General features: G+C 36.2%; 22 protein-coding genes. 4 read left to right on the plus strand and 18 right to left on the minus strand.

The genetic code is table 11. The annotated features are described in order from the left end of the window. The first annotated feature begins 216 nt into the window (after positions 1 to 216). Together metK and RT723_RS07225 are read left to right on the plus strand one after the other, a co-directional pair. Complete coding sequence (gene metK, locus RT723_RS07220) at positions 217 to 1,368, plus strand: methionine adenosyltransferase (protein WP_315946482.1); 1,152 nt, start codon at positions 217 to 219, stop codon at positions 1,366 to 1,368. 156 nt (positions 1,369 to 1,524) lie between these two features. Continuing rightward, a complete protein-coding gene (locus RT723_RS07225; RefSeq protein WP_315946483.1) occupies positions 1,525 to 3,162 on the plus strand; it encodes a response regulator in 1,638 nt (545 codons plus the stop codon). A gap of 18 nt (positions 3,163 to 3,180) precedes the next feature. Here RT723_RS07225 and RT723_RS07230 read toward each other — a convergent pair whose 3' ends face one another. The 4 genes from RT723_RS07230 to RT723_RS07245 all read right to left on the minus strand — a co-directional run bounded on the left by RT723_RS07230 (position 3,181) and on the right by RT723_RS07245 (position 8,114). Next, positions 3,181 to 3,633, minus strand: a complete 453-nt coding sequence (locus RT723_RS07230) for a DUF2919 family protein (RefSeq protein ID WP_315946484.1) — start codon at positions 3,631 to 3,633, stop codon at positions 3,181 to 3,183. Between the two features lie 109 nt (positions 3,634 to 3,742). Further along, a complete protein-coding gene (locus RT723_RS07235; protein ID WP_315946485.1) occupies positions 3,743 to 4,555 on the minus strand; it encodes a flagellin N-terminal helical domain-containing protein in 813 nt (270 codons plus the stop codon). A gap of 93 nt (positions 4,556 to 4,648) precedes the next feature. Further along, positions 4,649 to 6,421: a flagellinolysin gene (locus tag RT723_RS07240; RefSeq protein ID WP_315946486.1), complete on the minus strand. Its 1,773-nt coding sequence runs from the start codon at positions 6,419 to 6,421 to the stop codon at positions 4,649 to 4,651. Positions 6,422 to 6,548: 127 nt separating this feature from the next. Continuing rightward, positions 6,549 to 8,114: a flagellin N-terminal helical domain-containing protein gene (locus RT723_RS07245; RefSeq protein WP_315946487.1), complete on the minus strand. Its 1,566-nt coding sequence runs from the start codon at positions 8,112 to 8,114 to the stop codon at positions 6,549 to 6,551. A 267-nt stretch (positions 8,115 to 8,381) separates the two neighbouring features. Between RT723_RS07245 and RT723_RS07250 the strand changes: the two genes are divergently transcribed. Both RT723_RS07250 and RT723_RS07255 read left to right on the plus strand, forming a co-directional pair. Beyond that, entirely contained in the window at positions 8,382 to 9,509 is a 1,128-nt protein-coding gene (locus RT723_RS07250) for a DegT/DnrJ/EryC1/StrS family aminotransferase (RefSeq protein ID WP_315946488.1), read from the plus strand. 20 nt (positions 9,510 to 9,529) lie between these two features. Further along, positions 9,530 to 10,261 carry a WbqC family protein gene (locus RT723_RS07255; protein WP_315946489.1) on the plus strand — a complete coding sequence of 244 codons (732 nt, stop codon included), beginning with the start codon at positions 9,530 to 9,532 and terminating at the stop codon, positions 10,259 to 10,261. On the opposite strand, the gene RT723_RS07260 is transcribed toward RT723_RS07255, so the two are convergent. The 14 genes from RT723_RS07260 to RT723_RS07325 all read right to left on the minus strand — a co-directional run bounded on the left by RT723_RS07260 (position 10,234) and on the right by RT723_RS07325 (position 24,158). Next, positions 10,234 to 10,917, minus strand: a complete 684-nt coding sequence (locus tag RT723_RS07260) for a class I SAM-dependent methyltransferase (RefSeq protein ID WP_315946490.1) — start codon at positions 10,915 to 10,917, stop codon at positions 10,234 to 10,236. The two genes, RT723_RS07255 and RT723_RS07260, sit on opposite strands and share 28 nt — an antisense overlap. After that, positions 10,917 to 11,672, minus strand: coding sequence for a hypothetical protein (locus RT723_RS07265; RefSeq protein WP_315946491.1), 756 nt, complete (start codon positions 11,670 to 11,672; stop codon positions 10,917 to 10,919). The genes RT723_RS07260 and RT723_RS07265 overlap by 1 nt, the downstream gene beginning before the upstream one ends. A gap of 45 nt (positions 11,673 to 11,717) precedes the next feature. Beyond that, positions 11,718 to 12,563 (minus strand): phytanoyl-CoA dioxygenase family protein, encoded by an 846-nt coding sequence (locus tag RT723_RS07270; protein ID WP_315946492.1) that lies wholly within the window; start codon positions 12,561 to 12,563, stop codon positions 11,718 to 11,720. A 9-nt stretch (positions 12,564 to 12,572) separates the two neighbouring features. Continuing rightward, positions 12,573 to 13,337, minus strand: a complete 765-nt coding sequence (locus tag RT723_RS07275) for a TylF/MycF/NovP-related O-methyltransferase (RefSeq protein WP_315946493.1) — start codon at positions 13,335 to 13,337, stop codon at positions 12,573 to 12,575. A 44-nt stretch (positions 13,338 to 13,381) separates the two neighbouring features. After that, complete coding sequence (locus RT723_RS07280; protein WP_315946494.1) at positions 13,382 to 14,404, minus strand: hypothetical protein; 1,023 nt, start codon at positions 14,402 to 14,404, stop codon at positions 13,382 to 13,384. Next, positions 14,389 to 15,330 carry a hypothetical protein gene (locus RT723_RS07285; RefSeq protein ID WP_315946495.1) on the minus strand — a complete coding sequence of 314 codons (942 nt, stop codon included), beginning with the start codon at positions 15,328 to 15,330 and terminating at the stop codon, positions 14,389 to 14,391. The genes RT723_RS07280 and RT723_RS07285 overlap by 16 nt, the downstream gene beginning before the upstream one ends. Positions 15,331 to 15,630: 300 nt before the next feature. After that, positions 15,631 to 16,251 (minus strand): phytanoyl-CoA dioxygenase family protein, encoded by a 621-nt coding sequence (locus tag RT723_RS07290; protein WP_315946496.1) that lies wholly within the window; start codon positions 16,249 to 16,251, stop codon positions 15,631 to 15,633. Continuing rightward, on the minus strand, positions 16,244 to 18,100 hold the full coding sequence (locus tag RT723_RS07295) for a hypothetical protein (protein WP_315946497.1): 1,857 nt from the start codon (positions 18,098 to 18,100) through the stop codon (positions 16,244 to 16,246). Before RT723_RS07295 ends, RT723_RS07290 begins: the two co-directional genes overlap by 8 nt. A 70-nt stretch (positions 18,101 to 18,170) precedes the next feature. Next, positions 18,171 to 18,545: a flagellar export chaperone FliS gene (gene fliS / locus RT723_RS07300; RefSeq protein ID WP_216054494.1), complete on the minus strand. Its 375-nt coding sequence runs from the start codon at positions 18,543 to 18,545 to the stop codon at positions 18,171 to 18,173. A gap of 12 nt (positions 18,546 to 18,557) precedes the next feature. Continuing rightward, the gene (locus tag RT723_RS07305) at positions 18,558 to 18,839 is read right to left on the minus strand and encodes a hypothetical protein (protein ID WP_216054495.1); all 282 of its coding nucleotides are present in this window, start codon (positions 18,837 to 18,839) and stop codon (positions 18,558 to 18,560) included. Further along, the gene (fliD, locus tag RT723_RS07310; protein WP_216054496.1) at positions 18,839 to 20,263 is read right to left on the minus strand and encodes a flagellar filament capping protein FliD; all 1,425 of its coding nucleotides are present in this window, start codon (positions 20,261 to 20,263) and stop codon (positions 18,839 to 18,841) included. Before fliD ends, RT723_RS07305 begins: the two co-directional genes overlap by 1 nt. Positions 20,264 to 20,299: 36 nt before the next feature. Beyond that, positions 20,300 to 20,746, minus strand: a complete 447-nt coding sequence (locus tag RT723_RS07315) for a flagellar protein FlaG (RefSeq protein WP_315946498.1) — start codon at positions 20,744 to 20,746, stop codon at positions 20,300 to 20,302. Between the two features lie 105 nt (positions 20,747 to 20,851). Then, on the minus strand, positions 20,852 to 22,414 hold the full coding sequence (locus tag RT723_RS07320) for a flagellin N-terminal helical domain-containing protein (protein WP_315946499.1): 1,563 nt from the start codon (positions 22,412 to 22,414) through the stop codon (positions 20,852 to 20,854). Positions 22,415 to 22,580: 166 nt separating this feature from the next. Then, positions 22,581 to 24,158 (minus strand): flagellin, encoded by a 1,578-nt coding sequence (locus RT723_RS07325; RefSeq protein WP_315946500.1) that lies wholly within the window; start codon positions 24,156 to 24,158, stop codon positions 22,581 to 22,583. Between the last annotated feature and the right edge of the window lie 41 nt (positions 24,159 to 24,199).

Raw genomic sequence — 24,199 nt, forward strand, 5'->3', positions numbered from 1 at the left:
CCAAAAATAGTTATATTTATTTTGTAACTATTTTTTACAACTTCACATAAGTGTAACGATTTTATAACACTAAACTCCATCAATTTTAAAACGTATAGACGTCTAGACGCAGAAAGTTCTAGGTGTTTGTATCCTTTTTATATTAAAATTACTGTATTCGACATTTAAAAACCTCAAATTCAGTTTCAAATTGGATTTTACAAAGTGAGATTATTAATGGCTAAACATTTATTTACCTCTGAATCTGTGTCTGAAGGGCATCCTGATAAAATTGCAGATCAAATTTCTGATGCTGTACTTGACGCTATTTTAGAACAAGACCCTAAAGCACGTGTTGCTTGTGAAACTTATGTTAAAACTGGCATGGTTATGGTTGGTGGTGAAATCACTACTAGCGCTTGGGTTGATATTGAAGAGTTAACTCGTAAAACTGTAAGTGAAATTGGATATGTCCATTCGGACATGGGGTTTGATGCAAACTCATGTGCAATTTTAAATACAATAGGTAAACAATCACCAGATATTAATCAAGGTGTTGACCGTAAAGAACTACACGAACAAGGCGCTGGAGACCAAGGTCTTATGTTTGGTTACGCATGTAACGAAACTGACGTTTTAATGCCTGCTCCAATTGAATATTCGCATCGATTAGTGAAACGCCAAGCTGAAGTACGTAAAGACGGTACATTGCCTTGGTTACGTCCAGATGCAAAATCTCAAGTTACCTTTGCATATGAAAATGGCAAACCAGTCGGCATCGACGCTGTAGTTTTATCAACTCAGCACTGTGACAGTATTGCTCAAAATGATTTAGTTGAAGCGGTAATGGAAACCATTATTAAACCAACTTTACCAGCCCACTTATTAAATAAAGAGACTAAGTTCTTTATCAATCCTACCGGTCGTTTTGTCATTGGCGGACCTATGGGTGATTGTGGTTTAACTGGTCGTAAAATCATTGTTGATACATACGGAGGTATGGCAAGACATGGTGGTGGTGCTTTCTCTGGTAAAGATCCATCAAAAGTTGATCGTTCAGCAGCTTACGCGGCACGTTATGTTGCAAAAAATATTGTTGCGGCAGGCTTAGCTGATAAAGCTGAGTTACAAGTATCTTATGCTATCGGCGTTGCAGAACCTACGTCTATTAGTATTGAAACATTTGGAACAAGCAAGTTAAGCGAAGATAAATTAATTGAATTAGTTCGTAGACACTTTGATTTGAGACCATATGGCTTAATTCAAATGTTAGATTTAGAACGTCCAATTTATCGAGCTACTGCAGCTTATGGTCACTTTGGCCGTCCTGAGTTCCCGTGGGAAGCGACGGATAAAGTTGAAGCTTTAAGATCGGATGCTGGTTTATAACCTAATCTATAATTAATAAAAACCCTGCACGTCAGGGTTTTTTATTATCTGAAAAATAAAACTATCGCCCTATAATCAATTTAAATATTTTGTTTGATTGCATTCACTTCATTAGTCTCTAGTATTAACTTAAGACTTGGGCTAAACGAACTTTTTATGGATCTAAAAAATCACTTACATTCAGCTTTAATCATTGAGCAACAACCTTTAGCCCAAAGTCATTTAAAGTATTCATTAACTAATATTGGATTTGATAACGTTGATATCGTTGACCGGTCATATTTAGCGTTAAGAGCATTAAAAACTAACCGTTATGATTTAATTATTTGTGCTTCCGATCTTAGCAAAGGCGCCGATGGATATCAGTTGTACGAACAAATTGTAGCGGAAGGTTTATTATTACCTTCGATGACGTTTATTTATTTAAGTTCTGAAAATGACCTAGCATCAAGTCAAAGTGTCATCGAGTTAAATCCAGATGATGTAATTTTAAAACCTTTTACAACGCAAAATATTGAAAAAAGGCTAATACGTTCTTTAAGTAAAAAAATAGCGATAAAAGACGTACTACTTAAACTAGATCAGTATGACTACAAAGCGGCTAATTTAAAGTTAAATAACCATATAAGTAACAATAAAAATCCCCTTAAGATCCCATACTTAATGAAAATGAAAGGTGACATCATTTTATCATTACAACATTGGGATTCAGGCGAACGTTTTTTTAGTAAAGTCATTAGTATTCATCCACATCCTTGGGCTTTATTAGGGTTAACTGAATGTCAGATCCACCTTGAAAAAACAGAGGAGGCTCTTACATCAATTGAGCAACTATTTAATCAACCTCAAACTAAATTAGCGGCATTGGATCATTTAAGTGTTATTAACCAAAAACTACATGATTTTGATAAGGCATTAGTTGTATTAAAACAAGCCACGGAAATATCTCCTAGAAATATCAATCGTTTAAAAGAGCTGGTCAGTGTAGCCCGATTAACACACGACTATGAATGTCAACATGAAGCCAGTAATCACATTATCCGCAATAGTAAATTTTCGATTCACGATTCGCCGCAAATATATTTATCTGCAGTACGCTCCGCCATTGACCTAGGGTTAACGTCGTTTGAAGAGGAAGACGTTTTACGTTTGATTCATTCTAGCCAAAGTATATTAGGTAGTATTAAAGGTAGCTTCAAAAGTGATGCAATTACTAGTCAAATTGACGTTGTGCAAGCTAGATTATTTAATTTGAAAAATGAAAAGACGAAAGCTAAGGAGTTGTTATCTGACAGTATTAAGCTCGTTGAACATCAGAAAATATACATTGATGAAACTAATCAAGATGACGTATTAGACTTGGCAAAAGCATTCCATGAGTTAGGTTTACACAAGTTATCGCACATTCTTTTTAATGAACTCGCGGAGTACTGCCAATCGCCAGAGGCTTCATCCTTATTTAGCCAATACATCGCTGTCGAAAAATCACTTCGCAATGACATTAAGGAATCACCAAAAGAGCTAAATAATAAAGCGGTAAGTTTCTTTGAGGCAGGTCATTTGGATGACGCACTTAAAGCCTTTGATAGTGCATTTAAAGTCATGCCCAAAAGCTCAACTATCGCATTAAATTTAATGCAAACTTTGATTGAGTCTAATTTAAATATTGAACATCATGAGTTAAAAACAATTATCATTCGCTGTAAAAAAACGATACTGCAGTCCGAGTTAACTGAAGCGCAGACACTTAGATTTGAAAAGTTAAATGAGATGTTGGAGCAACAATATTTATAATCAACTACTTGTGCTTATCTACAACAACCAGTTGTGAAAGAAACGTTTCAGTTTATTAGATTTTAACCAATACCAAAATAAATAAACTCCCAGTATAAGTAACACCATTTGTACCCAATGCACCTGAGTAATATGGTAAGAAATCGTATAAAACTGTATGACTAAATCGGTAAAAAGTGCAATTAATAACATTTTACTTTGCAGTGACCAAATCGATTTATACCAAACTTTTTCCCTTTGTTTTTTTAATGAAAATATGAAAAAAGTAATCAATGCTGGCGCCCCCGTTAAAATGGTTAACGTAAACAAAGATACATTTGAATATATAAGTCCAATTAACAAACTACGGTCATCTGAATAGGTCAACGATATGATCCATATGATAAAACCGCGTAACAGATATAAGATCCCTAAATAAAAACCAAGTGGTATCTTAAGTCGTCCTTCAAAGTCAAAATCTTGCCACTGCACTTAAATTATTCCATAACAAAAACCTATCACCTCAATTCATATAACATTGAGGTTAACCAGGCCAATAACAAATAAGGTTATTTATTAAATGATGGGCAGTTTATGAGGGCTAATTTAATAAATTCAACGCCAAACCTTTAGATAGATTGGCTTGTGCTTGAACAGCAACATTCGCTTGTCCCATTATAGAAGCTTGAATATTATCAGCTGTCGCTTTAGCGTAATCAGTATCTTCAATGCGGCTTCTTGCCGACTCGGATTGCACATATGAATTACTTAAATTGTTTATTGTTGATTCTATTCTATTTTGAAACGCACCAATTTGCCCTCGTTGACCACTAATATTTTCGTTAACAGTTTGGCTAATCGAAATGGCATCTTGTGCACCTGCTATAGTAGTCACATCGATACTATTCATCGCGTCAATTTGTTCATTAATTGAGGAGAGACTTAAACCAATCGTTGTATTGGCATTGGCACCGACTTGAAATTGATTATTATTTGATTGAGTAAAAATAGTTTGCCCCGCAAAACTCGTTTGTGACTGAATATCACTCACCTGCCCTTGCAGCTGCACTATTTCCTGTTGAATACTGTCTCTATCTGCTGCGCTCATTGATGCGTTAGCAGCTCTTAATGACAGCTCGTTAATGCGACCTGCAGCATCATTAATACCTGACAATGCACTTTCTGCAACTGAGCTATAACTAAATGCATCACTTGCATTACGCATCGCTACTTGAATACCTGACGATTGATTTGCAAGACGGTTCGCTATTTGTAAGCCCGCGGTATCATCTTTTGCTGAATTGATTTTTAGGCCTGAAACCAAGCGTTTCATTGCACTTTCTTGCTGCTCTTTCAGACTTGTCGAAGACGTATTTGAAGATGATAACGATATATTATTACTACCTACTTTCATGTTCTACCCCCATAGAAAATGTTACATCCTGAGTCTAGTTCAATAAAATAGCGAATACAATTAGCCTGAAGGCCTTTATTAATTAAGTCAGAGTTAGCCTAATAAAGTTAATGCTAACTCTTGTGACTGGTTAGCTTGACTCATTAATGAAATCGAAGCTTGTTGCATTATTTGATAGCGAGCTAATTCAGCTGATTTTGTGGCGTAATCAGTATCTAGAATACGTGAACGCGCAGATATTTGATTTTCCATCACGTTATTTAAATTATTAACCGTGCTCTCTAAGCGATTCTGTGTCGCACCTAAAATAGCTCGGTGTTTATCTACAATTTTTAGCGCATCATCAATTGCAAAGATGGCAAATTGTGACCGATTTACAATATCAACATTATCCAAGCCTAGAGTTGTTGTACTAAAGGCACCGAAGTTCACTTGCATGGTTTGATTTGCATCAGCACCTATTTGGAAGGTATGTAATGGACCACCAGCGCTAGTAACATCTAATTCATAATCCTGTAACGCTATATCGCCTCTGTTAGTGTCAACCCAATTAGAATTAACAGCAAAGTCAGTTTGGTCACTATCATTATCATTAAGTATAATTGTTTCAGTAAATCCACGAGTACCGCTACGGTCACCACTACCATAACCCGTCATTACGTTTTCACGGGTGAAACCATTGTTAGCGTCTTCCCCACCTAACGCACCATTGTCTTTATTGGTAGAGTCCATTTCTTCTGCCATAAACTCTTCCATACGACTTGCATATGTACCAGTATCATTAGCAGCACCGGTTAATTCAGCTCTAAAATCAGCTTCATTTGACCAGTTTCCATTTGATGCCGTGTTTAATGCATTATCAAAAGTTGCTCCACTGGCGAGTTCTTGCATTACATTTTTTAGCCCTCTATCCCCTAAGGTATGCTCCATGTAGCGCATAGCCACAAAACCACCACCATAAGCACCTAAATTATTGGTTACTGTGGTTCCTGTTCCTTGAGCATTAAACGCCGCTAATACTGCTGCGCCTGAGTTTCCGGCAATTTGATCATCCCCGCCACGTAATACTTCTGCCGCACCTTCTTTAAACCAAGCAGGTAAGTTATTAAACTCATCCATCGTTGAAACCATTGTGGCATGAACCATTTCGTGAAGAACGATTTCATCTAATTTGGTGCCACCATAATTATCCAAACCATTATGGATACTATCTATATCTTTGAATTCGGCTAAATCTATAGTCAAAGTGACTCGCTTAACGCCACCGACAGTTGCATTAGTAACCCATGCTAGTGTGCCATCATCGGCATCACGTTCTAAATCGAGTTTCAACTCGCCTTGTCCGGTAATACCAAAATATTGCTCAATAATTTTTTCAGATTCACCTAGCCAGGTGCTTTGCAAACCACGAACCATTTCTCGTTCGAACTGATCAGGTATTGATGAACGATTGCTTTCGTATAAACGTTGCCCACCAAATGTTGTGGCTTCATTGATACGATCTATTTCTTCACTTAATTGCAGGTATTCTTCATTTAGCGATTTTTTATCAACTACGGTATTGGTCGCATTAGCGGCTTGAAGTGCAATATCCCGCATTCGTTGCAAATTATTAGTCACTTGTTGCATCGCACCTTCGGCGACTTGCATCATCGATATACTGTCGTTCGCATTTCTTGACGCGACTTTCATTCCATTAATTTGGGAAGTTAACCGAGTGGATATCTGTAAACCTGCTGCATCGTCAGCAGCGGAGTTGATACGTGAACCTGATGAGAGCTGATTATACGTATTAGTTAACGCACGGTTGTTTTTACGGAACAACCCCGTTATCTGTAACGAACTCACATTGGTATTAATTATCACTATATAGGATCACATAAAATAATATCTCATATGACGTTAGCGGCAATTTTTTGCCGCCCTTGAGGATTTTTTTAATTATTTTTTGATTATTTTATAAGCTATTGAAAAATATGATTATATTATTCAATTAACCTAATAAGCGGATCGCCTGATCTTGCATAGAGTTTGCCTGCCCTAACAACGCTGTTGTAGCTTGTTGAGTAACTTGTAGTCTGGCAAGTTCTGCCGCCTCTTTAGAGTAATCGGCATTAACTAACCGCCCCCTTGCCGCATTACTATTTTCGTGATTAGTAGATAAGTTATTTATCGTCGATGAAAAACGATTTTGTAACCCACCTAAGTTAGAACGTATTTTATCTACCGCACTTAATGCACTATCGATAGCGGATATAGCATCCTGTGCGCCTTGAATCGTCGTTAAATCAATATTTTCAATTGACTCTTCTACAGACTGGTGAGTAAGCGTATTACTTGCAATAGCGTTGTTTACGGTACCAAAGTCAATATTCGATTTAACTTTGAAGTTAGAAACCGACTCTAATTCAACATGTCCTCTGATGACGGCTGCTGAACCATCATTACTCATGTTAACCGATTGACTAAAAGCACCATTTAAATCTATCGTGGTTAAAGCGACTTGATTATCAACACCTTCAGAGCTTTCAAAATAGTTAGATATCTCGATATTATCGCCAAAGTTATTAGTCAAAATTAATTGGTTTGAAACTGAATCAAATTCTGCACCAACACCAGTTAACGCAGCTTCTTCATTAATCTTATTTCGTAACGCAACCATATCTTCATTCATACTTCCGGAAGCGGTAATCGATACAGTACGAGTTTGAGAGCCATTACCTATATCGAAACTTACCAATTCATCTGCTTCAAAAGCGGTTCTGTTGGTCGTAACACCATCATGAAAATGCAGAGCTACTTCCGTTTTAGCATTGGCTGATACATTGGTTTTATCAAATTCTGCATTAATTTTTGTTGCTATTGCTTTGGCAGAATCATCCGAATTCAGTGCTACAGACTGTGAGCTTTTGCCTTGCAGTGTTAACACTTCCGTTTGAGGACCTGCGGCATTATTTCCAAAACCTTCAGATGTTAATTTTGCTTTAGCACCAACTAAACTTGAATCTAAATATATATTGTCTGTCGCCTGACCATTTAACGCAAATTCATTGTGCGTTAAGTCAGAGGTGTGTAATGAAGTTAACGATAATGTAATCACTTCATTTGCATCCGAGCCGACTTGAAATTGTTGAGAGCCAAAACTGCCATTGAGCAACAACTGACCACCAAACGTAGTCGTATCGGCAATTCTATCAAGTTCTTGTTTTAACTGAATGACTTCTTCTTGTAGGGCTTCTCTATCTCGACCTGTATTACTCGCATTAGCTGACTGAATCGCCAACTCACGCATTCTTTGCAATATGTTTGTGGTTTCTTGTGCTGCCCCTTCTGCGGTTTGAACAACTGATATTCCGTCGTTCGCATTTCTTATAGCGACACTCATCCCAGTATTATGTTTGCCAAGCCTATTCGATATTTGTAGGTTTGCTGAATCATCTGAGGATGAATTAATACGTTTACCAGTGGTTAAATTTGTTAACCTATCACTAAGATGCAATTGGTTTTCACGCATTTCATTACTGATATTTCGAGATGTTGTATTTGTTGCTATTTGCATGGCTCGCACTCAATAAATTTAGTTTGAAATTTATACTATGAGAATGATTAGCAATTTTTACGCCACTATAATAACTAGTATTTGCTGTCGATACCTGAATGCTTTTATGCATTTAATTAATGTTTTTAGTTATCGAGTCCGATACAGTAAATACTGTAGAGGCGTAGTCGATTTCTTGTTTGGTATACAATTTGCCTAGATAACGAGTCATTACGATTACATTTATAAATGTATTACAAAGTTAATTAATATTAGTTAGGAGGTGTTATGCAACAATCCAAGGTCGTTCAGTTACCTCTATCGCCTCTTAAGTCCAAAGTGTTAGTGACTCAACCTTATGTGCCTTCTCTAGATAAATACATGCATTATGTAGAAAAAGCTTTTGATGCAAAATGGCTAACCAACGACGGTCCTTTGTTAAAAGAGTTAACGGACAGGTTAAAAGACTATCTAGGAGTGAAATACCTTTTATTAGTTAGCAACGGAACAGCGGCATTACAGTTAGCGTATAAAATAAAAAATTTAACGAATAAAACGGTGATCAGTACTCCATTCACCTTCCCCGCGACCACAACAGCGTTAGAGTGGCAGAACGCCAACATACAATTAAGTGACATTAATAAAAACAGCTGGAACTTGGATCCTAAGGTTGTAGAAAAACATCTAACAACTACTAAAGTTGACGCTATTGTACCTGTCAATATTTTTGGTATGCCTTGTGACATGGAGGCATTTGATAAAATAGGTTCAAAACATAACATCCCTATTATTTATGACTCAGCACAATCGATGCTGTCAAAATTTAAAGGGAAAAGTGTTTTACAATACGGTGATATACATTGCATGAGTTTTCATGCCACTAAACTGTTCCATACCGTAGAAGGTGGTGCTATCACCTTTAATTCAAAAGATGATTATGAACGAGCTAAACGGTTGATTAATTTTGGTATCGGCGAGAATGGTGTAGTAGAAGAAGCTGGTATTAACGCCAAGATGAGTGAATTACATGCTGCTATGGGGTTATGTATTTTAGACGATTTGCCAATGTTAATTGAAAACAGAGAAAAGTCATTAACACGATATCACTCGCAATTAGCTGGCGCTGTAACTCTCCAGTGTTCCAATTATGACTCTTATACGCCACCTATGTATATGCCAATAAAATTTGAAACTGAAGATGCCTTATTAAATACCAGAGAACAACTCGGTCATAAAGGTTATTTGAGTCGTCGGTATTTTTACCCTAAAAATCATAAGTTTTTAAATGAATCGGTACGTTCCGTTTTACCAGTGAGTGATGTTATTTCTAATAAAATATTATGTTTACCATTAATGCATAATTTAAGTAAAAATCACGTCACGAATATATCGACGATTATTAAGCAAAACGTTTAACGCCTATGAAAGTCGCGATAATGCAACCATATTTATTTCCATATTTGGGGTATTTTCAAATAATACACAGTGTGGATATCTTCGTTATATTTGATGATGTTAATTACATTAAACGTGGGTGGATAAATAGAAATAATATATTGAGTAAAAAAGGGATAGAGCGGTTTAATTTACCTGTGGAAAAAGCCAGTCAAAATAGAAAAATCAACCAACATAATATATTTAATCCCAAAGAAAATATTAGTAAATTATTTAAACAGATTCGAGTCAATTACCAAGATTCACCTCAGTACCAACAGCTTGATACTTTTTTATCACAGCTTGAATTGCCAAACGAGCGCCCCCCTCAATATGAAATTGAGGCAAATAGTTTACTTACTTTATTACAAAGCAGCATCCAAGTATTAATAGACAAGTTAAATTTAAATACGCAAATTTTGCTATCATCTAACATCCCAAATGAATTAAATTTGTCATCTGAAACTAGGATCATAGATATTTGCCAACAATTAAAGGCTTCAAGTTATATTAACCCGCCCAATGCTGAGAAATTAGGATTATACACACCTGATAATTTTAACAAATTTGGCATAAAGCTGCATTATATCCAACCAGAGTTAGTCGAATATGAACAGTTTAACAGCAGCACATTTGTTAACTATTTATCAATATTAGACCTTATCGCTAACCTGCCGTTCACTGAAATACAGAATAGAGTTACAAATTATAATTTAAGGCTCGCCACAAAATAATGTATATGTCTTGTCGTTCCAGCCACAGTCTCTAATAATTCACCATGATGTAATATAGTAAACTTGGCCAATTCATTATTGATTAATTCATGGTTAAAAATTTGGACTCGACACTCCTGCCTAAAACCTAAAAAATCATGTTTTATTTTAAATACATGATTAGGAAGTTCTACAGAGCCATCAAAAATACTGTGTTGATGGCCTAATAATGAAAAAACAAATCGACCATCTGCTTTTAATACTCTTGCCACTTCTGCAAAATTATCATGTAATGTAGTTTGGTCTTGATCTAAATAATAAATTGAGTTGCAAGCTAAAACATAGTCAAAATGTTTATCCGAGGCAGGTATATTGTTTGCTACCCCCATTAAAAAGTGTTGTTCAGGAAAGCGAGTCTCCAACAAGTTTACTTGCTCTTCTGATACTTCTAACCCTGTCACAGCAAAACCATTATTAACTAAAAATGGAATACTTCGTCCGTGTCCACACCCCAAATCTAAAATAGTTTTGCCAATATAATTATCATTTAAAAACTCGACAGGTGATTTTGACAAAAAGACACGAGTAACAAAGTTTTCTGGATAGAAATTATTCGTCTTAGATAACGAAGCATAATACTCCTTCCATTGAGTCGAAGCCGATAAACGTTGAGTCATTAAACTAACACCACATAACTTTGTTGGGGTGAAATTGGGCTGCGTATTATTTCATATTCACGTCCTTGAAACACTTCCCTTAATGCTAAAGTCTCACCTGGGAAGTCGGTATAACATAATTCATCAAACGCGAAGATTGTATTTTTGTGACAATAAGGTAACAACTGCTCCAAACAAAACTTAGTTGGCTCGTATAAATCTAAGTCAAAATATACCAGTGATAAAATAGTCTCAGGGTGTCTGCTTAGATAGTTTGGTAACGTTTGACTAACATCACCTTTGACTAATTCAAATTTTTTCACATTAGCTTTAGGGTTCAAAGACTCTTGAATCTGAAGATGTTGTTCTAGTACTTTTTCATAGTTAGTTGGTACTGAATAATTACCAACTTGAGACTTTTCCGTACTGCCATCTTTATCAGACACTGACGGGAAACCAGAGAAAGTGTCAAAACCAATTATTTTCCTGCTGGTATTAAATGGTTCATACATAGAGCGTAAACAAGACATCAAATTTAAAGTCTGTCCCCAACGAACGCCAAACTCCATTATTACCCCGTGATTATTTAATATATTTTTGTATAAATCTGAGAAAAACAAAATTCTTGCTAAAGAACTGCGATTTAAAAACAAACCCATGTTAGCTAAAATTTCGTTGTCCGGGATGGGGCTATCATGTAGTTGTTTGACTAATGCTTGATAAGACTCTACTTCACCATTGTTTAAATGATGTTGAAAATTGAATTCCGTGCTCATCGTTACTTCCTATATCTTAAAAGGGTTAATAGCGTAATTAATACGTTAAATTACGAGATCTTGGTGTGCTGATTCAAAAAACCTAGGATACTTTGTTCTTGCCATATAAAAATCACGCGCCATTAATTCTTTATCATTTGCAGGGGCATATCTACCATTTGCTACCCAACGGTATTTTTCTGATTTGTTTATACCACTTGCGTGTAATAATAAAGTATTGAACAAAATACATTCACCTTTTTTGATCACACCAACGTCTGTTTGATTAAGCACTAATTGTTCAAATTCATCATTTTTTACGATCCTAATCCTGTTAGGATTGTTGGCTTCCACCTCAGTTTCTTTATGAATAGCATGTATCTTATTATGACTTTTAGGGACAAATTTTAAAGGGCCCATATCAAGCTCAACATCTCTCAAAGCTATCCAGAAAGTAACCGCATTGGTACTTATAACATTATATTGATAGTCTTGGTGCCATTCAAAATGGCTTACCTTTGTACTTTGCCCGTCAATTCGAAATAACGACCAGTCAAATGGGGAAAGTAAATGTTTTTCACCCAATAAATGACCAATCACCGAGTAAAGGTTTTGATTAGATATAAGGCTCTGAAAACTCGGTAAATCCTTTGCTATACGTAAAGCAATATCTGCTGACTTAACATTATTTTTACATAATAAGTTAAATGCTTCATCCGGGTCATTAGGGAAATTTGTTGTATTGGACCAACCACTAATAACAGCCAGTAGATCTTGAATTGGTTGCTCTAATTGTGCTTCATTAAAAAGTCCTGAAACTTTTACAATACCTTGATCGACAAATTCACTTTTAATTTCAATAATTTTATCGGGGTCAGTAAAGTCCGAGAGTTTAAAACAACCAATATTCAAAACCGTTACCTAATCTTGTTTAATGAAATAACCACTTGGCGTAGCAGAAAAAGGAAACTTTTTAAAAACTGGTGCAATGCCTTTTTCTTTAAAGAACTCATCTACAGCTGAGGTTTCTCCCTGCCAAGGAACTAAACCATACTCATCAAATATAATCACACCACCAGTACAAACTTTATCATACAGCTCATTTAAACAATATTTAGTTACATTGTATAAATCTACATCCATATGTAATAGTGAAATCTTTAAACCTGGTTGTTGCTCTAAAAATTTAGGCAAGGTGTCAAAAATATCACCATCTACGATTTTAACCCTATCGATATTGGGCGGCATGGTGTCTTCATTAAATAATTCAACTAATGTTTTTGCTAATGCTTCAGGTGCTTGCCAACCTCCAACTTCATTCCCTACAGTACTGCCTTGTTCTGGGTGACCGTCTTTTTCAGAAAAATCTTGCAACCCTTGAAAATGATCAAAGCCATAGACAAATCGAGTTCTATCCCCAGGACAAAATGTTTCCATTAAATTAGCCCAAGTAATTAAACTTACCCCTTTAGACACGCCCATCTCAAGTACGCATCCTGGTAAATCAATTACATGTTTAAACAATTCATAATGAGCCAAAAAGCGAGGCAGCTCTCTACGTCTTAGAAATGCAGGGAAGTTTTTTAGTACATCCTCTAACGATAAATCGTGTTCTTTGGTTAAACGCTCTAAAACGTCCCATCGACGTTGATCTCTGCCTTTATAATTAAACTGTTGCTTTTCCATTTTTTTCCCGATTCTTGTTTTAGTTGGTTATATGAAGTGTATTTTTATATACCTTGCCATACATCTTCAATATCACCTCTAGTTACAAGTACCTGATCAACTTTCTCCAGGTTATGTAACATTGCTTGTTTATTCGCTTTTAAATACTCGTATAGCGCACTATTATAAAAATGCTGATCAAAGTGATTTTTATTATTTGAGTTACATACACTTTGTATTCCAACTTTAATATTTTGTTTGATGATTCTACGTTTTAGCCAGTAGAAGTCATCGTCTTTATCAAGCTCGTGCCAAAATAAACGGTGAGTTTCACTCATCCCTAACATGCTTAAACCTATTGAGTTTTTAGCGTTTAGTTTTGAGATTACCTCACACACTTGCATTGATTCGCTTGTGTTTTTGCGGTGAGCTTCCCCATAGAGCTCTAAAAACGAAAAGCTATTTTTCAATAAATTGTAATTAGGCACGTTATTGGTAAATACAAATTCGATTGTCGTTTTATCTGATTGAGTTTCAGCAATTTGTTTTAACATCAAATTAGGGAGTAATGCATCGAGAAAATTAAACTCCCGATACTTATAAACTTCATTTAAAAAACACTGAAAATTAAAACTATAGCCGTGATTAACGTATTCTTTATACATTGAATAAACAGCACGTTTTATATTTCTGAAAATTAGCACACACTTTTTTCTTTCAGGAAATAGTGAATTCAAACGTCGCAATTTTTCATACGAATCAAGTTCATTCGTTAGCCCTTTCATTGCAATATTCTCACTTGAAACAAAATATTCAAGTTGCTGTTGTTCTGCTAACACTAACTGTGAACCAACATAATCCTGGTACTGTTGAAACATTTCGTTAAAGTGGAATCGATTTTGATAACGTAAACCGACATTGAGCAGTTTGCTTTCTAATGCAGATTGGTACCAAGATGTCAGATCTTCATTGGGTCTAAACCCTGTATAAACAATGCCATTATTTCGTTCACATAAAGATGCAGAGTTTTGTATTGTTGTAGAGTAAGATTTTGGGTTACCAATATGAATTATTACTGAGGAGGCCATTTTACCTCCATTAATTGAAATAACTCCTTTTCAGATAAACGGTTACTTAACCGGTTATTTACTACAAACTTAACTCTGCTAAAAGAGACGGCTTGACCTCCCAAGCTTAATTTATACCTTGCTAGAGAATCACCTTCTGCAATACCACCGCCTAATGACAAATAAGCATTAGAGTTTTTTGATAAGTATTGATATAAAAAATATACAATCGCTCGACTATAATCAAACGTTCCGGGTACATGGGCCATGAATGTATAGTCATACCCATCTGGTACAGTCGACACAACGCATCCAGCAACCAATTTATTTTGGTGTTTCAATAGATATAAATTCCAACTTTCGTTTTCGAGTAATACTTTCCAATGTTGCAAACCAAACTTATATGAAGGTGAAAAATTATTACGCTGAGCAGTCTCATCATAAAGTTCACTAAAACATTCAAGGTCACTGACGGTTGAGGCTAGAGTAAAATCAAATTCATCCTTTTGTTTCATAATTTTATTTATTCTAGATCTCGAATCACGTTTGAGACCAGCTAAAAAGGTGTCATTTACATCTCCAAGCTTCAACATATAATTTGTTCTGCTTTCTTGCTTAACAAAACCAAACTGTGTTGATATCAGCTGATTTTCCTGATTGGCCCTATTTAATATCTTTCGGGTTTGAATAAATCCAGCAGATAAGTATGGGTTATTGTCACACAAATATGAGATTTCGTTGTGGAGATCAAATTGAACTGGGCCTGATAAACAAATTGGTGTAAAACAAACGGTAGAATTCGGCTTAAATATAAGATTATTGGAGCGCTTAATAAATAAAGGGTACTTACTGTACGGATCACTGCCGACTAATTGTGCTGGTTGCTCAGATTCACCTTGGCTGAATTTGAGAAATGCTTCGCTGGAGAAGGCACTTAATATTGACACTGTCATTTATTAAGTATCAACCATTCACTATTGTAGTTTAAAAGCGTGTTTTTCAATTCTATATGCATATTATTTAGGTGCCTTTTCGACAGATTTAGCTTTTTTAGATTTTAACACGAACATTATAATAAAAAGATCTTGGAACATTTTATTAACCTTGAGATTTTTTGTAGAATCTATTTTCATCAGTTTGATAAAACTCTTCTAAAGATACAGGTACCATCGCGTTATATCCTAAGACTTGAGCTAATTGTGGTGTTACTGTTTTCCCAAAATCAATGCCAAGTGCCCTTGGATAATCTAATTGTTGTTTGATGTAAGGTTTTGAAAAAAAGGAGTAATAATATATCGATCAGTTTCCGTTAAATTTTTACCCGCTGCATGCCACATATTCCCATCAAAGAAGATCACATCCCCTTTTTTGCCTGTCGCACGGATCGCATTATCAAAAAATTCTTTTTCTTTTGGTTTATTTGGAAAGTTTTGAGAACCTTCCAACATCCAAGTTGCACCATTCTCTTCAGTAGAATCGCTCAATAAGATTATTGCATTTAACCACAACTTATTTGAACCAGAAAAACTACGAATGTCTCGATGGATGTTTTGGGTATAAGTTTTATTTACTTTTGTAATTCGACTAACGCCCATCGTATTCAAAATATATGCGCCATTAAAATACTCTGTTAGAAATTTCCCAAGTATTGGGTTTTCTAATAGTGTTAACATTTTCCTGCAAATTACAAAACTATGGTGAGTCGCATTTTCAACTAAATGTGCAATGCCTTTTTGATTTTGAATATTCACAAAGTGGTGTTCATTAGTTAAATATTCATCCAAAATTTCATCGACCAATTGAGTAGAAAAAACATCGTCAAACTTTACCCACCCTCTATGAGTTAAGGTATCCAAGTAATTAGTCATTATTCGCCTCTAAAATATACTGATAAATACCATCAGATAATTCTGTGCTCAGACTGCTTTGCTCAGCTGTGTTAAATTTCTCATTTAAACACGCACCTTTCATATTAAGAATTTCATCTTTTAGCATAGCTTCATCATTCACCCAACTTGTAGCCTTGTCAACAAGCGTATCCACTGAGCTACATAGACCAGATAGATAATCCAAACTACCCCAAATATCCATATCGGTAAGACCACAAACATCACTCTTATCTAGAATAAATAGTTTAGGTTTATTTAAACGAACCAGATCAACATTACTATTAGTTCCACCAAAAGGAAAAGTTGCGATCGCAAAGTCACAGTCATTCAAAACGCTCATGTAGCGGTTATAACTTAAAAATGGATGTATTTCAGAATTTGGTAAAAATCGTCTGAGTAAAGAACTAGCAGAAAAGAATTCAATGTCTTGTTTAGGATGAGCCATAAAAAAGTGAAATTTAACACTTTTATTAGAATTTTCAGTAATTTTTGTACAAGCAGCTATCACTTCATGAGATATCTTTTGGATGACGCCATTAACAACTATATTCACTATTTCTTTATTGATATGAGTGGGGGTTAAATTAATTGGTGTTTCTTTCCTAAATAAGCCTTTTCGTTTACCAGGCATCCACTTTTCAGAAATAATAGATTCCATAACTTTTTCACTTATTCCGATATCCAAGCAATGAAAGTAATCTATGTTAGGGATGAAAGTACTTGCGGGATGACCGGCAGAAGCTATTTGAATTGGTGCTAAGCGTAACGTCGCAATCAAAGGAACATAAATAGTCATGCCAACTGAAGGATAAAAGACAACATCTGGTTTTACTTTCAGAATTTTCTTTACCATCGAATTTAAGTCTAGCTTTTCAGCTTCAGGGATTACGATAACATCATCAAAATCTTCCTGACCTAGACTATCGAATTGACTATCGATTCCCATTCCAACAACGTGAAATTTTTCACGTAAGACGGCGATTCTTGGATGGTGCCCTCGATACATAGCATGGTTGTAATGATAAAACTCGTGGAAAACTAAAATAGTTGGTTTATTGGTCTCTGGCCTAGCCTTAACATCATTATTTATTCGCTTTTTAAGACCAGGTGTAAGATATTCCTGCATAAAACTTTCAAAGCAACGCACTATCCACTTTTTTATTTCATACTTTTCAGGATGAGCCAGGTTACTGCAATTAAAAAATGTAGCGATAAGTGGTGATAAATTTTCAGGATCTTTTGTATGTACTATAGGTGCGTGTTTAGCACCTTCAATTAACTGTCCAATATTACGTTGGCACCGATTGCTCATTTGAATACTAATTGAACGTATTTGTCCTGAAAATGATAACACTGTCAGGTCGGGAATATGTTTAAATAATTGTGCCCATGGTACATCAATAGCAGTTTCTACAGTGATAACGAACAACAAACGACGTAATTGCTCGGGTGTATAATCAGTTTTATTAATTAATGCCAAATTAGTTAAAATATGATCTGTGGAATGGTATGAACTCGCTGTAAATAAGTTGTTTATGAATGACTTTTGTAAACAGATAAATGCATAAGTTTCCTTGCTAGGGGTATAACTCCAATCAGAAAACCAAGTGGTAATTAACGTCGCTAATTTTTCTATAACCTGATAGCTTTCTAACACCTTTTGTTCTTTAGTTAACGCTCGATTAAATGGTGCAGCAGTAAGTTCGACTTTATCTTCTGTATAAACCGTCGTTAAATAAATAAGAATCCTCTCAGCTTCAGCAAAGTTTTTAGCGACGATAGCGTATTCTAATTCTTGGATGGTCATTGTACTGTTGTCAGCTTTCACTATAATTTTTCCATAAAAAAAACAGGCTTATGCCTGCTTTTATACAATAGTTATACCAAGAGTAAAGTTATTATTGATCTGAGATTTGATCCCAACCATCTTTAATTGTTTTTATTAAATCTACGACTTCATCTACTTTTTTATAGTCTTTTTCAATATTAGCTTGTACTAATTGAAGTTGCATATAGTCATAAAGTGCATTTAAGTTTTGAGATATTTCTCCACCTTTTTCCATATCTAATGCACAATTTAAAGCTAAGATAATATCAATCGCGTTGGATAAAGTATCATGGTATCCACCGGTTTGATTCTCCATCATGGCCGAAACTTTTATCAGACGATCAATGGCACCAGCCATTAGCAGTTGGATTACTTTATGTGGTGATGCATCGGTCAACTGTGTTTGCGCATTCATGTGGGTATACATTTTAATCGCACTACGCATAAATAATTTACCTTAATAAGAGGTCAGATATTTCTGAATTTTTTTGCCGTTTGATTTTATATCGGCCAATTCTCTTTTAACTTTTGCTTTTAATTCAATTATTTTTTCTTGCCAATTTTGTTGGCGTTGCATGCATGTATTTATTAATGCTTTTTTAGTATTTTGATCCGTTTCTTGCTCAATTAACTGTTTGCATTTTTTATCGAACGATTCTAATACCTGTTGTAATTCCTCAACGTCACCAGTAGATATCGCTGTGTTAAAGGTTTTTTCTAAATCACTAAATTCAGTCATTAGTTATCTTGTCTTACTACACCTGGTAAGTTATCTAATTGAGCTTGTAAATAATCACCAGTTGAATTTAATTGTCCAACTAACAAATCCATCGTATTAAACTGTGTATACAACCTAGCTTCTAGAGCTGTCATTTTTTCAGCAAAGGTTTCTCTCTCAATCGATAATCGGTCCAATGTAGACTTATAACTATCAATTTTAGATTGAATAACACCACCACCGCCCGTATAACCAGATAATGAATCTGTTAACTTATTCATGATGCCATTGTCACCAACAAATAATGCTTTAACATCCTCGAAATTATCATTTACTTGATTGGCTAACACCGATTCATCAACTTCTAACAAGCCTTCTCGATTCGATGTAATCCCCAAACTGGCTAAGCTATTTACTCCTCCTTGGGAATCGATAGTTTCACTTAACACATTTCGGACTTGTGAGGTTAATGTTCTGAGTATCGATTCACCAACTAAGGGTCCAACAATACCAGAGTCAGTATTTACACGGCCAAGAGTAACCGAGGTTTCAAGAAAGGTATTATAAGCCGCTGCGAAATCAGCCAGAGCAGAGCCAACTTGTGACGTGTCTTGAGATACGGATATCGTGTTTGTATCGTTCTCGTCATTAACTTTTTTCGCAATGATAGTGACGCCTTCTATGGCGTCTTTAAATACGTTACTACTTTGCGTTACTGTTAAAGCGCCATCGATAACGATAACAGCATCTGATGCGGCTTGCGTTTGATTCATATTATTGCCAACTGGCGCTGGTGAATCAGGATCTGCATTAGGATCTAAAAACGAAAATGCCGATAAACCTAATGAGTCGGTATTATCCGCATCGTCATCAATCACCGAAATTGAAATCGCGTTGTCTTTACCTACTTCTCTAGAATTTAAAATTAAATGTTGACCGTCATCATCGGTAATAATTGAAGCGTATAACCCCGGATTATCTTGCGCATCATTAATCATGTCTTTCATGTCTGACAGTGTCTCAGTACCATCAAACGTTAGTTCCATATCAACACCGTTAACATCGATCGTCATTGTACCTGAACCGACAAAATCATCCGAAGCGTACCCTTGAGAGGCAAGTTTTTGCCCTTGAGCTAGAGATTTTACTTCTACAGAATAACTTCCTGCGACGGCAGTAGAATCCACCGATGTTGTAAAGTAGTCGTTGGAGCCAGTAATTTTATTTACTTCAAATAAAGAACTAGAGTTTAATTTTGCAGCAGCATCTTCAAATGCAGCAGCTGCACTTACAAGACTACCAAGAGCGGTAATTTTATTAGTTGTTGTGTCTTCTTGATCTTTAATTCGAGCTTCAAAAGGAACTTGTTCAGCTTGAACTAAGCCTGTAACAATACCTGTTACATCTAAGCCAGAGCCGATACCTGGGGATGATATAGTTGCCATTTTAAGTACCTCAAATTATAACGTTAAACACTCCGGCTAAACTTCAGTAACGATAATTTTACCAGAACGATTTGCTGTATCTGCTAGATCAGATAAGTTTCTAGCTAGACGTAATACTTCTTCCGAAGGTATTTGACGAATGACGTCACCACTCAGTTTATCAGAAACAGTCACTACGTGACGACCTGAATCATCATCTACTCGAAACTGTAATTGTTTGTCGATCAAATTAACAAAATCTTGCAATTTTGACGCCACTTCCTCTATGGCTTTCTGTTCTTCGGCGTCTTCTAATTCTTTAACTGCTAATCGTTTTTCCGTGTGTGCTTCTGCAATCGTTTTATCAATTTGTTTTGACTCAACTTTTACAACTTCACTTTGATTGGTTTGAACGTCATCGTTATTCAATTTTTCAGTTTTTTTGTTTACTATTTCGGATACAACCGAATTCGTAATACCTGTATTTGAAATTAAATCACTCATTCTACCATCCTCCTAAACACTAAAACCAACATCAAGGTAAACTGATATTGGTTCTAATTCTCTAAGGTTAATATAGCCTAGGTCAGACCTAGGCTATTGAACCTATTAACCTAGCAGACTCAATGCTGCTTGTGGTAACTGGTTAGCCTGCGCTAAGATTGAAGTTCCTGCTTGTTGTAAGATTTGGTTCTTAGTCAATTCAGCAGTTTCAACCGTAAAGTCAGTATCACGAATTCGTGAACGTGCTGCCGATGAATTCTCAACAATTGAACTTAAGTTGTTCACTGTTGAACTCAAACGGTTTTGTACAGCACCTAGAGTAGAACGGTTTTTGTCAATTTTAGCTAACGCACCATCAATAATTGATATTGCTGATTGAGCGCCTGCAGTCGATCTTAAATCAACGCTATCGATTGATTGCTCTTCAGCTAACGTCACACCTGCAGCAGTTGTTATTTCAGCAGCAACAGCACTCGTTTTAAATCCAAGTGTGCTATCTAACTGGATTTGTCCACGTACAGCTACCGAGTCATCCGTATTAGTTATTGCAATCCCTGTTGCCGCCGCATTCTCTGTACCATCATAATTACGACCAGTTACTGTGATAGAACCTACATTAGCACCTGCACCTAAGTCATCCGTAAAGTCAGAAATAACGATGTCATCACCAGCTTCACTGGTTAATGCAATTGCTAAACCGGTTCCACCAGTGTTACCTGTTGATTCGAATTTAGCGCCAATACCCGTTTCAGAAGCCACTTCATTAATCTTATTAACTAGTGTTTGCATATCGGTAGCAGCATCACCAGAGGCACTAAAAGAGATAGTTGCTGTAGAAGCGCCATTAGCTGGATCTCCATTTGACAACTCAAAGCTAATTCCGTCTCCAGCTTCAATGTTAGCTAGGTTTTCAATAATAGCTGACGTTCTTGCATCGGCTTTAACACCCGTAGTATTAAATTCAGCATTAATCTTAGATGCCATAGTAGCAGCACTATCAGATTGACCAATATTAATGTCGGCGTCATTTACACCAAACACTGATAAGTTCATTGAAGCTGTAGCTAAATTGAGTTGTGCTATCGCACCAGCAGCGTCAGTTGCATTAGCTGCGCCATTTTGGCCCATCACGCTACCTTGTAACATTGTACGTACACTACCTAAATCATCAGTTTGAGATGAGTTAATTGCTAAACCAATAGTTTGGCTTGCATCTGCACCTACTTGGAATTGTTGATTACCAAACGTACCATCTAATAGTTTTTGACCACCAAATGTAGTAGTATCTGCTATTCTGTTTAGTTCAGATTTAAGCTGTGTTACTTCTTCATTGATTGCTTTTCTATCTACTGTTGTATTCGTGGCATTCGAAGCTTGTACAGCTAAGTCACGCATACGTTGTAATATGTTAGTCGATTCTTGCAACGCACCTTCAGCTGTTTGTGCCATAGAAATACCGTCATTTGCATTTCTAACCGCTACATTTAAGCCGTTGATTTGTGAAGTCAATCGATTTGAGATTTGTAAACCAGCAGCATCATCTTTAGCACTATTGATCCTAAGACCAGATGCTAAACGTTGCATTGATGTTGATAGGCCACCTGATGCGCCAGATAGTTTATTCTGAGCATTTATTGAGGCTGGATTTGAATTTACCGTTAAAGCCATGATGTTCTCCTACCCCGCGAATCGGGTTGAATTATTTTTCAGTCACTAGCTATATCGGCGCTTTATTTTGCTCCTTTAATAAATTTTATGTTTTTTTACAAAAACTGCCGAAAGGCGGCATTTTATTGCCGCTTTTCAAACAGTTAACTGATTATTTTTTTACTAATTAACCACCAAGTAAGCTTAAAGCAGCTTGTGGTAACTGATTAGCCTGTGCAAGAATTGTCGTACCAGCCTGTTGTAGAATCTGGTTACGAGTTAACTCAGCTGTTTCAGTTGCAAAGTCTGTATCTCTAATTCTTGAACGAGCTGCTGATGAGTTTTCGGCAACAGAAGACAAGTTATTGATTGTCGAGTTTAAACGATTTTGTACCGCACCTAACGTTGCTCGGTTACGGTCAATCTTGGCCAATGCACCATCAATTACATTAATCGCTGATTGGGCACCTTCCACTGTCGTTAAGTCAACAGTATCTATAGTAATTTCAGAAGCTCGGCTTGCCGTGGTTCCAGACCCTAATATTTCAGCTGTTGCAGAACTTGTCACACCAAAGCCAATTGTACTGTCTAATTGGATTTGACCACGCACTGCAATTGAATCTGTTCCAGCTGCTGCAGTATCTACTGTCACAGGTGTACCTACAAAACCAGAATCGTCATAGTTACGACCAACCACATCAAAGCTTGCCGCATTACCCGCACCAGCATCATCATCTGTAAGGTTTGCGATTACAATATCGTTACCAGACTCAGATGTTAACTTTATAGCTGGCAGTGCTCCAGTTGTATCACCTGTTGATTCAAAAGTGGCACCTATCCCCATAACTGCCGCTTTTTCATTAATTTTATTAACAAGTAGCTGCATATCATCTGTTAATACACCGGTCGATGTGAAAGAAATGATTTCAGTTGCCGTTGAAGATTTTGATGGATCTCCGTTTGAGAATTCAAAACTTATACCGTCACCAGCATCTAAGTTAAGAAAATTTTCTAATACAACTGTATTACGAGCATCAGCTTTAACACCGGTTATATTAAATTCTGCATTAATTTTAGCCGCCATTGTTGCCGCACTATCTGATTGACCGATAGCAACGGTTGAAGAATTAACACCGTCAATAATTAAGTTTTCAGAGGTCGCGCCTAAGTTTAAGTTAGCGACGGCGGTTGCAGCATCAGCACCATTTGATGATACAGCACCCATTTGAGAACCTTGCAACGTTAAACGAGCACTACCTAAGTCATCTGTTTGTGCAGAGTTAAAGGCTAGACCTATCGTTTCGTTTGCTTGAGCACCCACCTGAAATTGTTGATTACCAAATGAACCATCTAATAATTTAGAGCCACCAAAGGTAGTTGTATCTGCAATTCTATTAAGCTCTGCTTTTAACTGTACTACTTCTTCTTGGATCGCATTTCGGTCTACAGTCGAGTTAGTCGCATTTGCTGCTTGGATAGATAAGTCTCGCATACGTTGAAGTATATTTGTTGATTCTTGCAACGCACCTTCAGCCGTTTGAGCCATTGATATACCATCATTAGCATTTCGAATAGCGACGTTTAAGCCATTAATTTGAGATGTTAAACGATTTGATATTTGCAAACCTGCGGCATCATCTTTCGCACTATTTATACGAAGGCCTGAAGCCAAACGTTGCATTGAAGTTTCAAGGCCGCCTGAAGCCCCCATTAAATTACGCTGCCCGTTTAGGGAGGCAGTGTTAGTATTGACAAATAACGCCATCACACTCTCCTGATTGGTATGATTTCTATAATATGAAATCA

Origin of the sequence: Psychrosphaera aquimarina, from assembly GCF_032461525.1 — a bacterium.
GTDB classification, from domain to species: domain Bacteria; phylum Pseudomonadota; class Gammaproteobacteria; order Enterobacterales; family Alteromonadaceae; genus Psychrosphaera; species Psychrosphaera aquimarina.

Coding starts and splice junctions, on each gene's coding strand:
- metK (WP_315946482.1), top strand. CDS start 217: ATGGCTAAACATTTATTTACCTCTGAATCTGTGTCTGAAGGGCATCCT.
- RT723_RS07225 (WP_315946483.1), top strand. CDS start 1,525: ATGGATCTAAAAAATCACTTACATTCAGCTTTAATCATTGAGCAACAA.
- RT723_RS07235 (WP_315946485.1), bottom strand. CDS start 4,555: ATGAAAGTAGGTAGTAATAATATATCGTTATCATCTTCAAATACGTCT.
- RT723_RS07245 (WP_315946487.1), bottom strand. CDS start 8,114: ATGCAAATAGCAACAAATACAACATCTCGAAATATCAGTAATGAAATG.
- RT723_RS07250 (WP_315946488.1), top strand. CDS start 8,382: ATGCAACAATCCAAGGTCGTTCAGTTACCTCTATCGCCTCTTAAGTCC.
- RT723_RS07255 (WP_315946489.1), top strand. CDS start 9,530: ATGCAACCATATTTATTTCCATATTTGGGGTATTTTCAAATAATACAC.
- RT723_RS07260 (WP_315946490.1), bottom strand. CDS start 10,917: ATGACTCAACGTTTATCGGCTTCGACTCAATGGAAGGAGTATTATGCT.
- RT723_RS07265 (WP_315946491.1), bottom strand. CDS start 11,672: ATGAGCACGGAATTCAATTTTCAACATCATTTAAACAATGGTGAAGTA.
- RT723_RS07275 (WP_315946493.1), bottom strand. CDS start 13,337: ATGGAAAAGCAACAGTTTAATTATAAAGGCAGAGATCAACGTCGATGG.
- RT723_RS07280 (WP_315946494.1), bottom strand. CDS start 14,404: ATGGCCTCCTCAGTAATAATTCATATTGGTAACCCAAAATCTTACTCT.
- RT723_RS07290 (WP_315946496.1), bottom strand. CDS start 16,251: ATGACTAATTACTTGGATACCTTAACTCATAGAGGGTGGGTAAAGTTT.
- fliS (WP_216054494.1), bottom strand. CDS start 18,545: ATGCGTAGTGCGATTAAAATGTATACCCACATGAATGCGCAAACACAG.
- RT723_RS07305 (WP_216054495.1), bottom strand. CDS start 18,839: ATGACTGAATTTAGTGATTTAGAAAAAACCTTTAACACAGCGATATCT.
- fliD (WP_216054496.1), bottom strand. CDS start 20,263: ATGGCAACTATATCATCCCCAGGTATCGGCTCTGGCTTAGATGTAACA.
- RT723_RS07315 (WP_315946498.1), bottom strand. CDS start 20,746: ATGAGTGATTTAATTTCAAATACAGGTATTACGAATTCGGTTGTATCC.
- RT723_RS07320 (WP_315946499.1), bottom strand. CDS start 22,414: ATGGCTTTAACGGTAAATTCAAATCCAGCCTCAATAAATGCTCAGAAT.
- RT723_RS07325 (WP_315946500.1), bottom strand. CDS start 24,158: ATGGCGTTATTTGTCAATACTAACACTGCCTCCCTAAACGGGCAGCGT.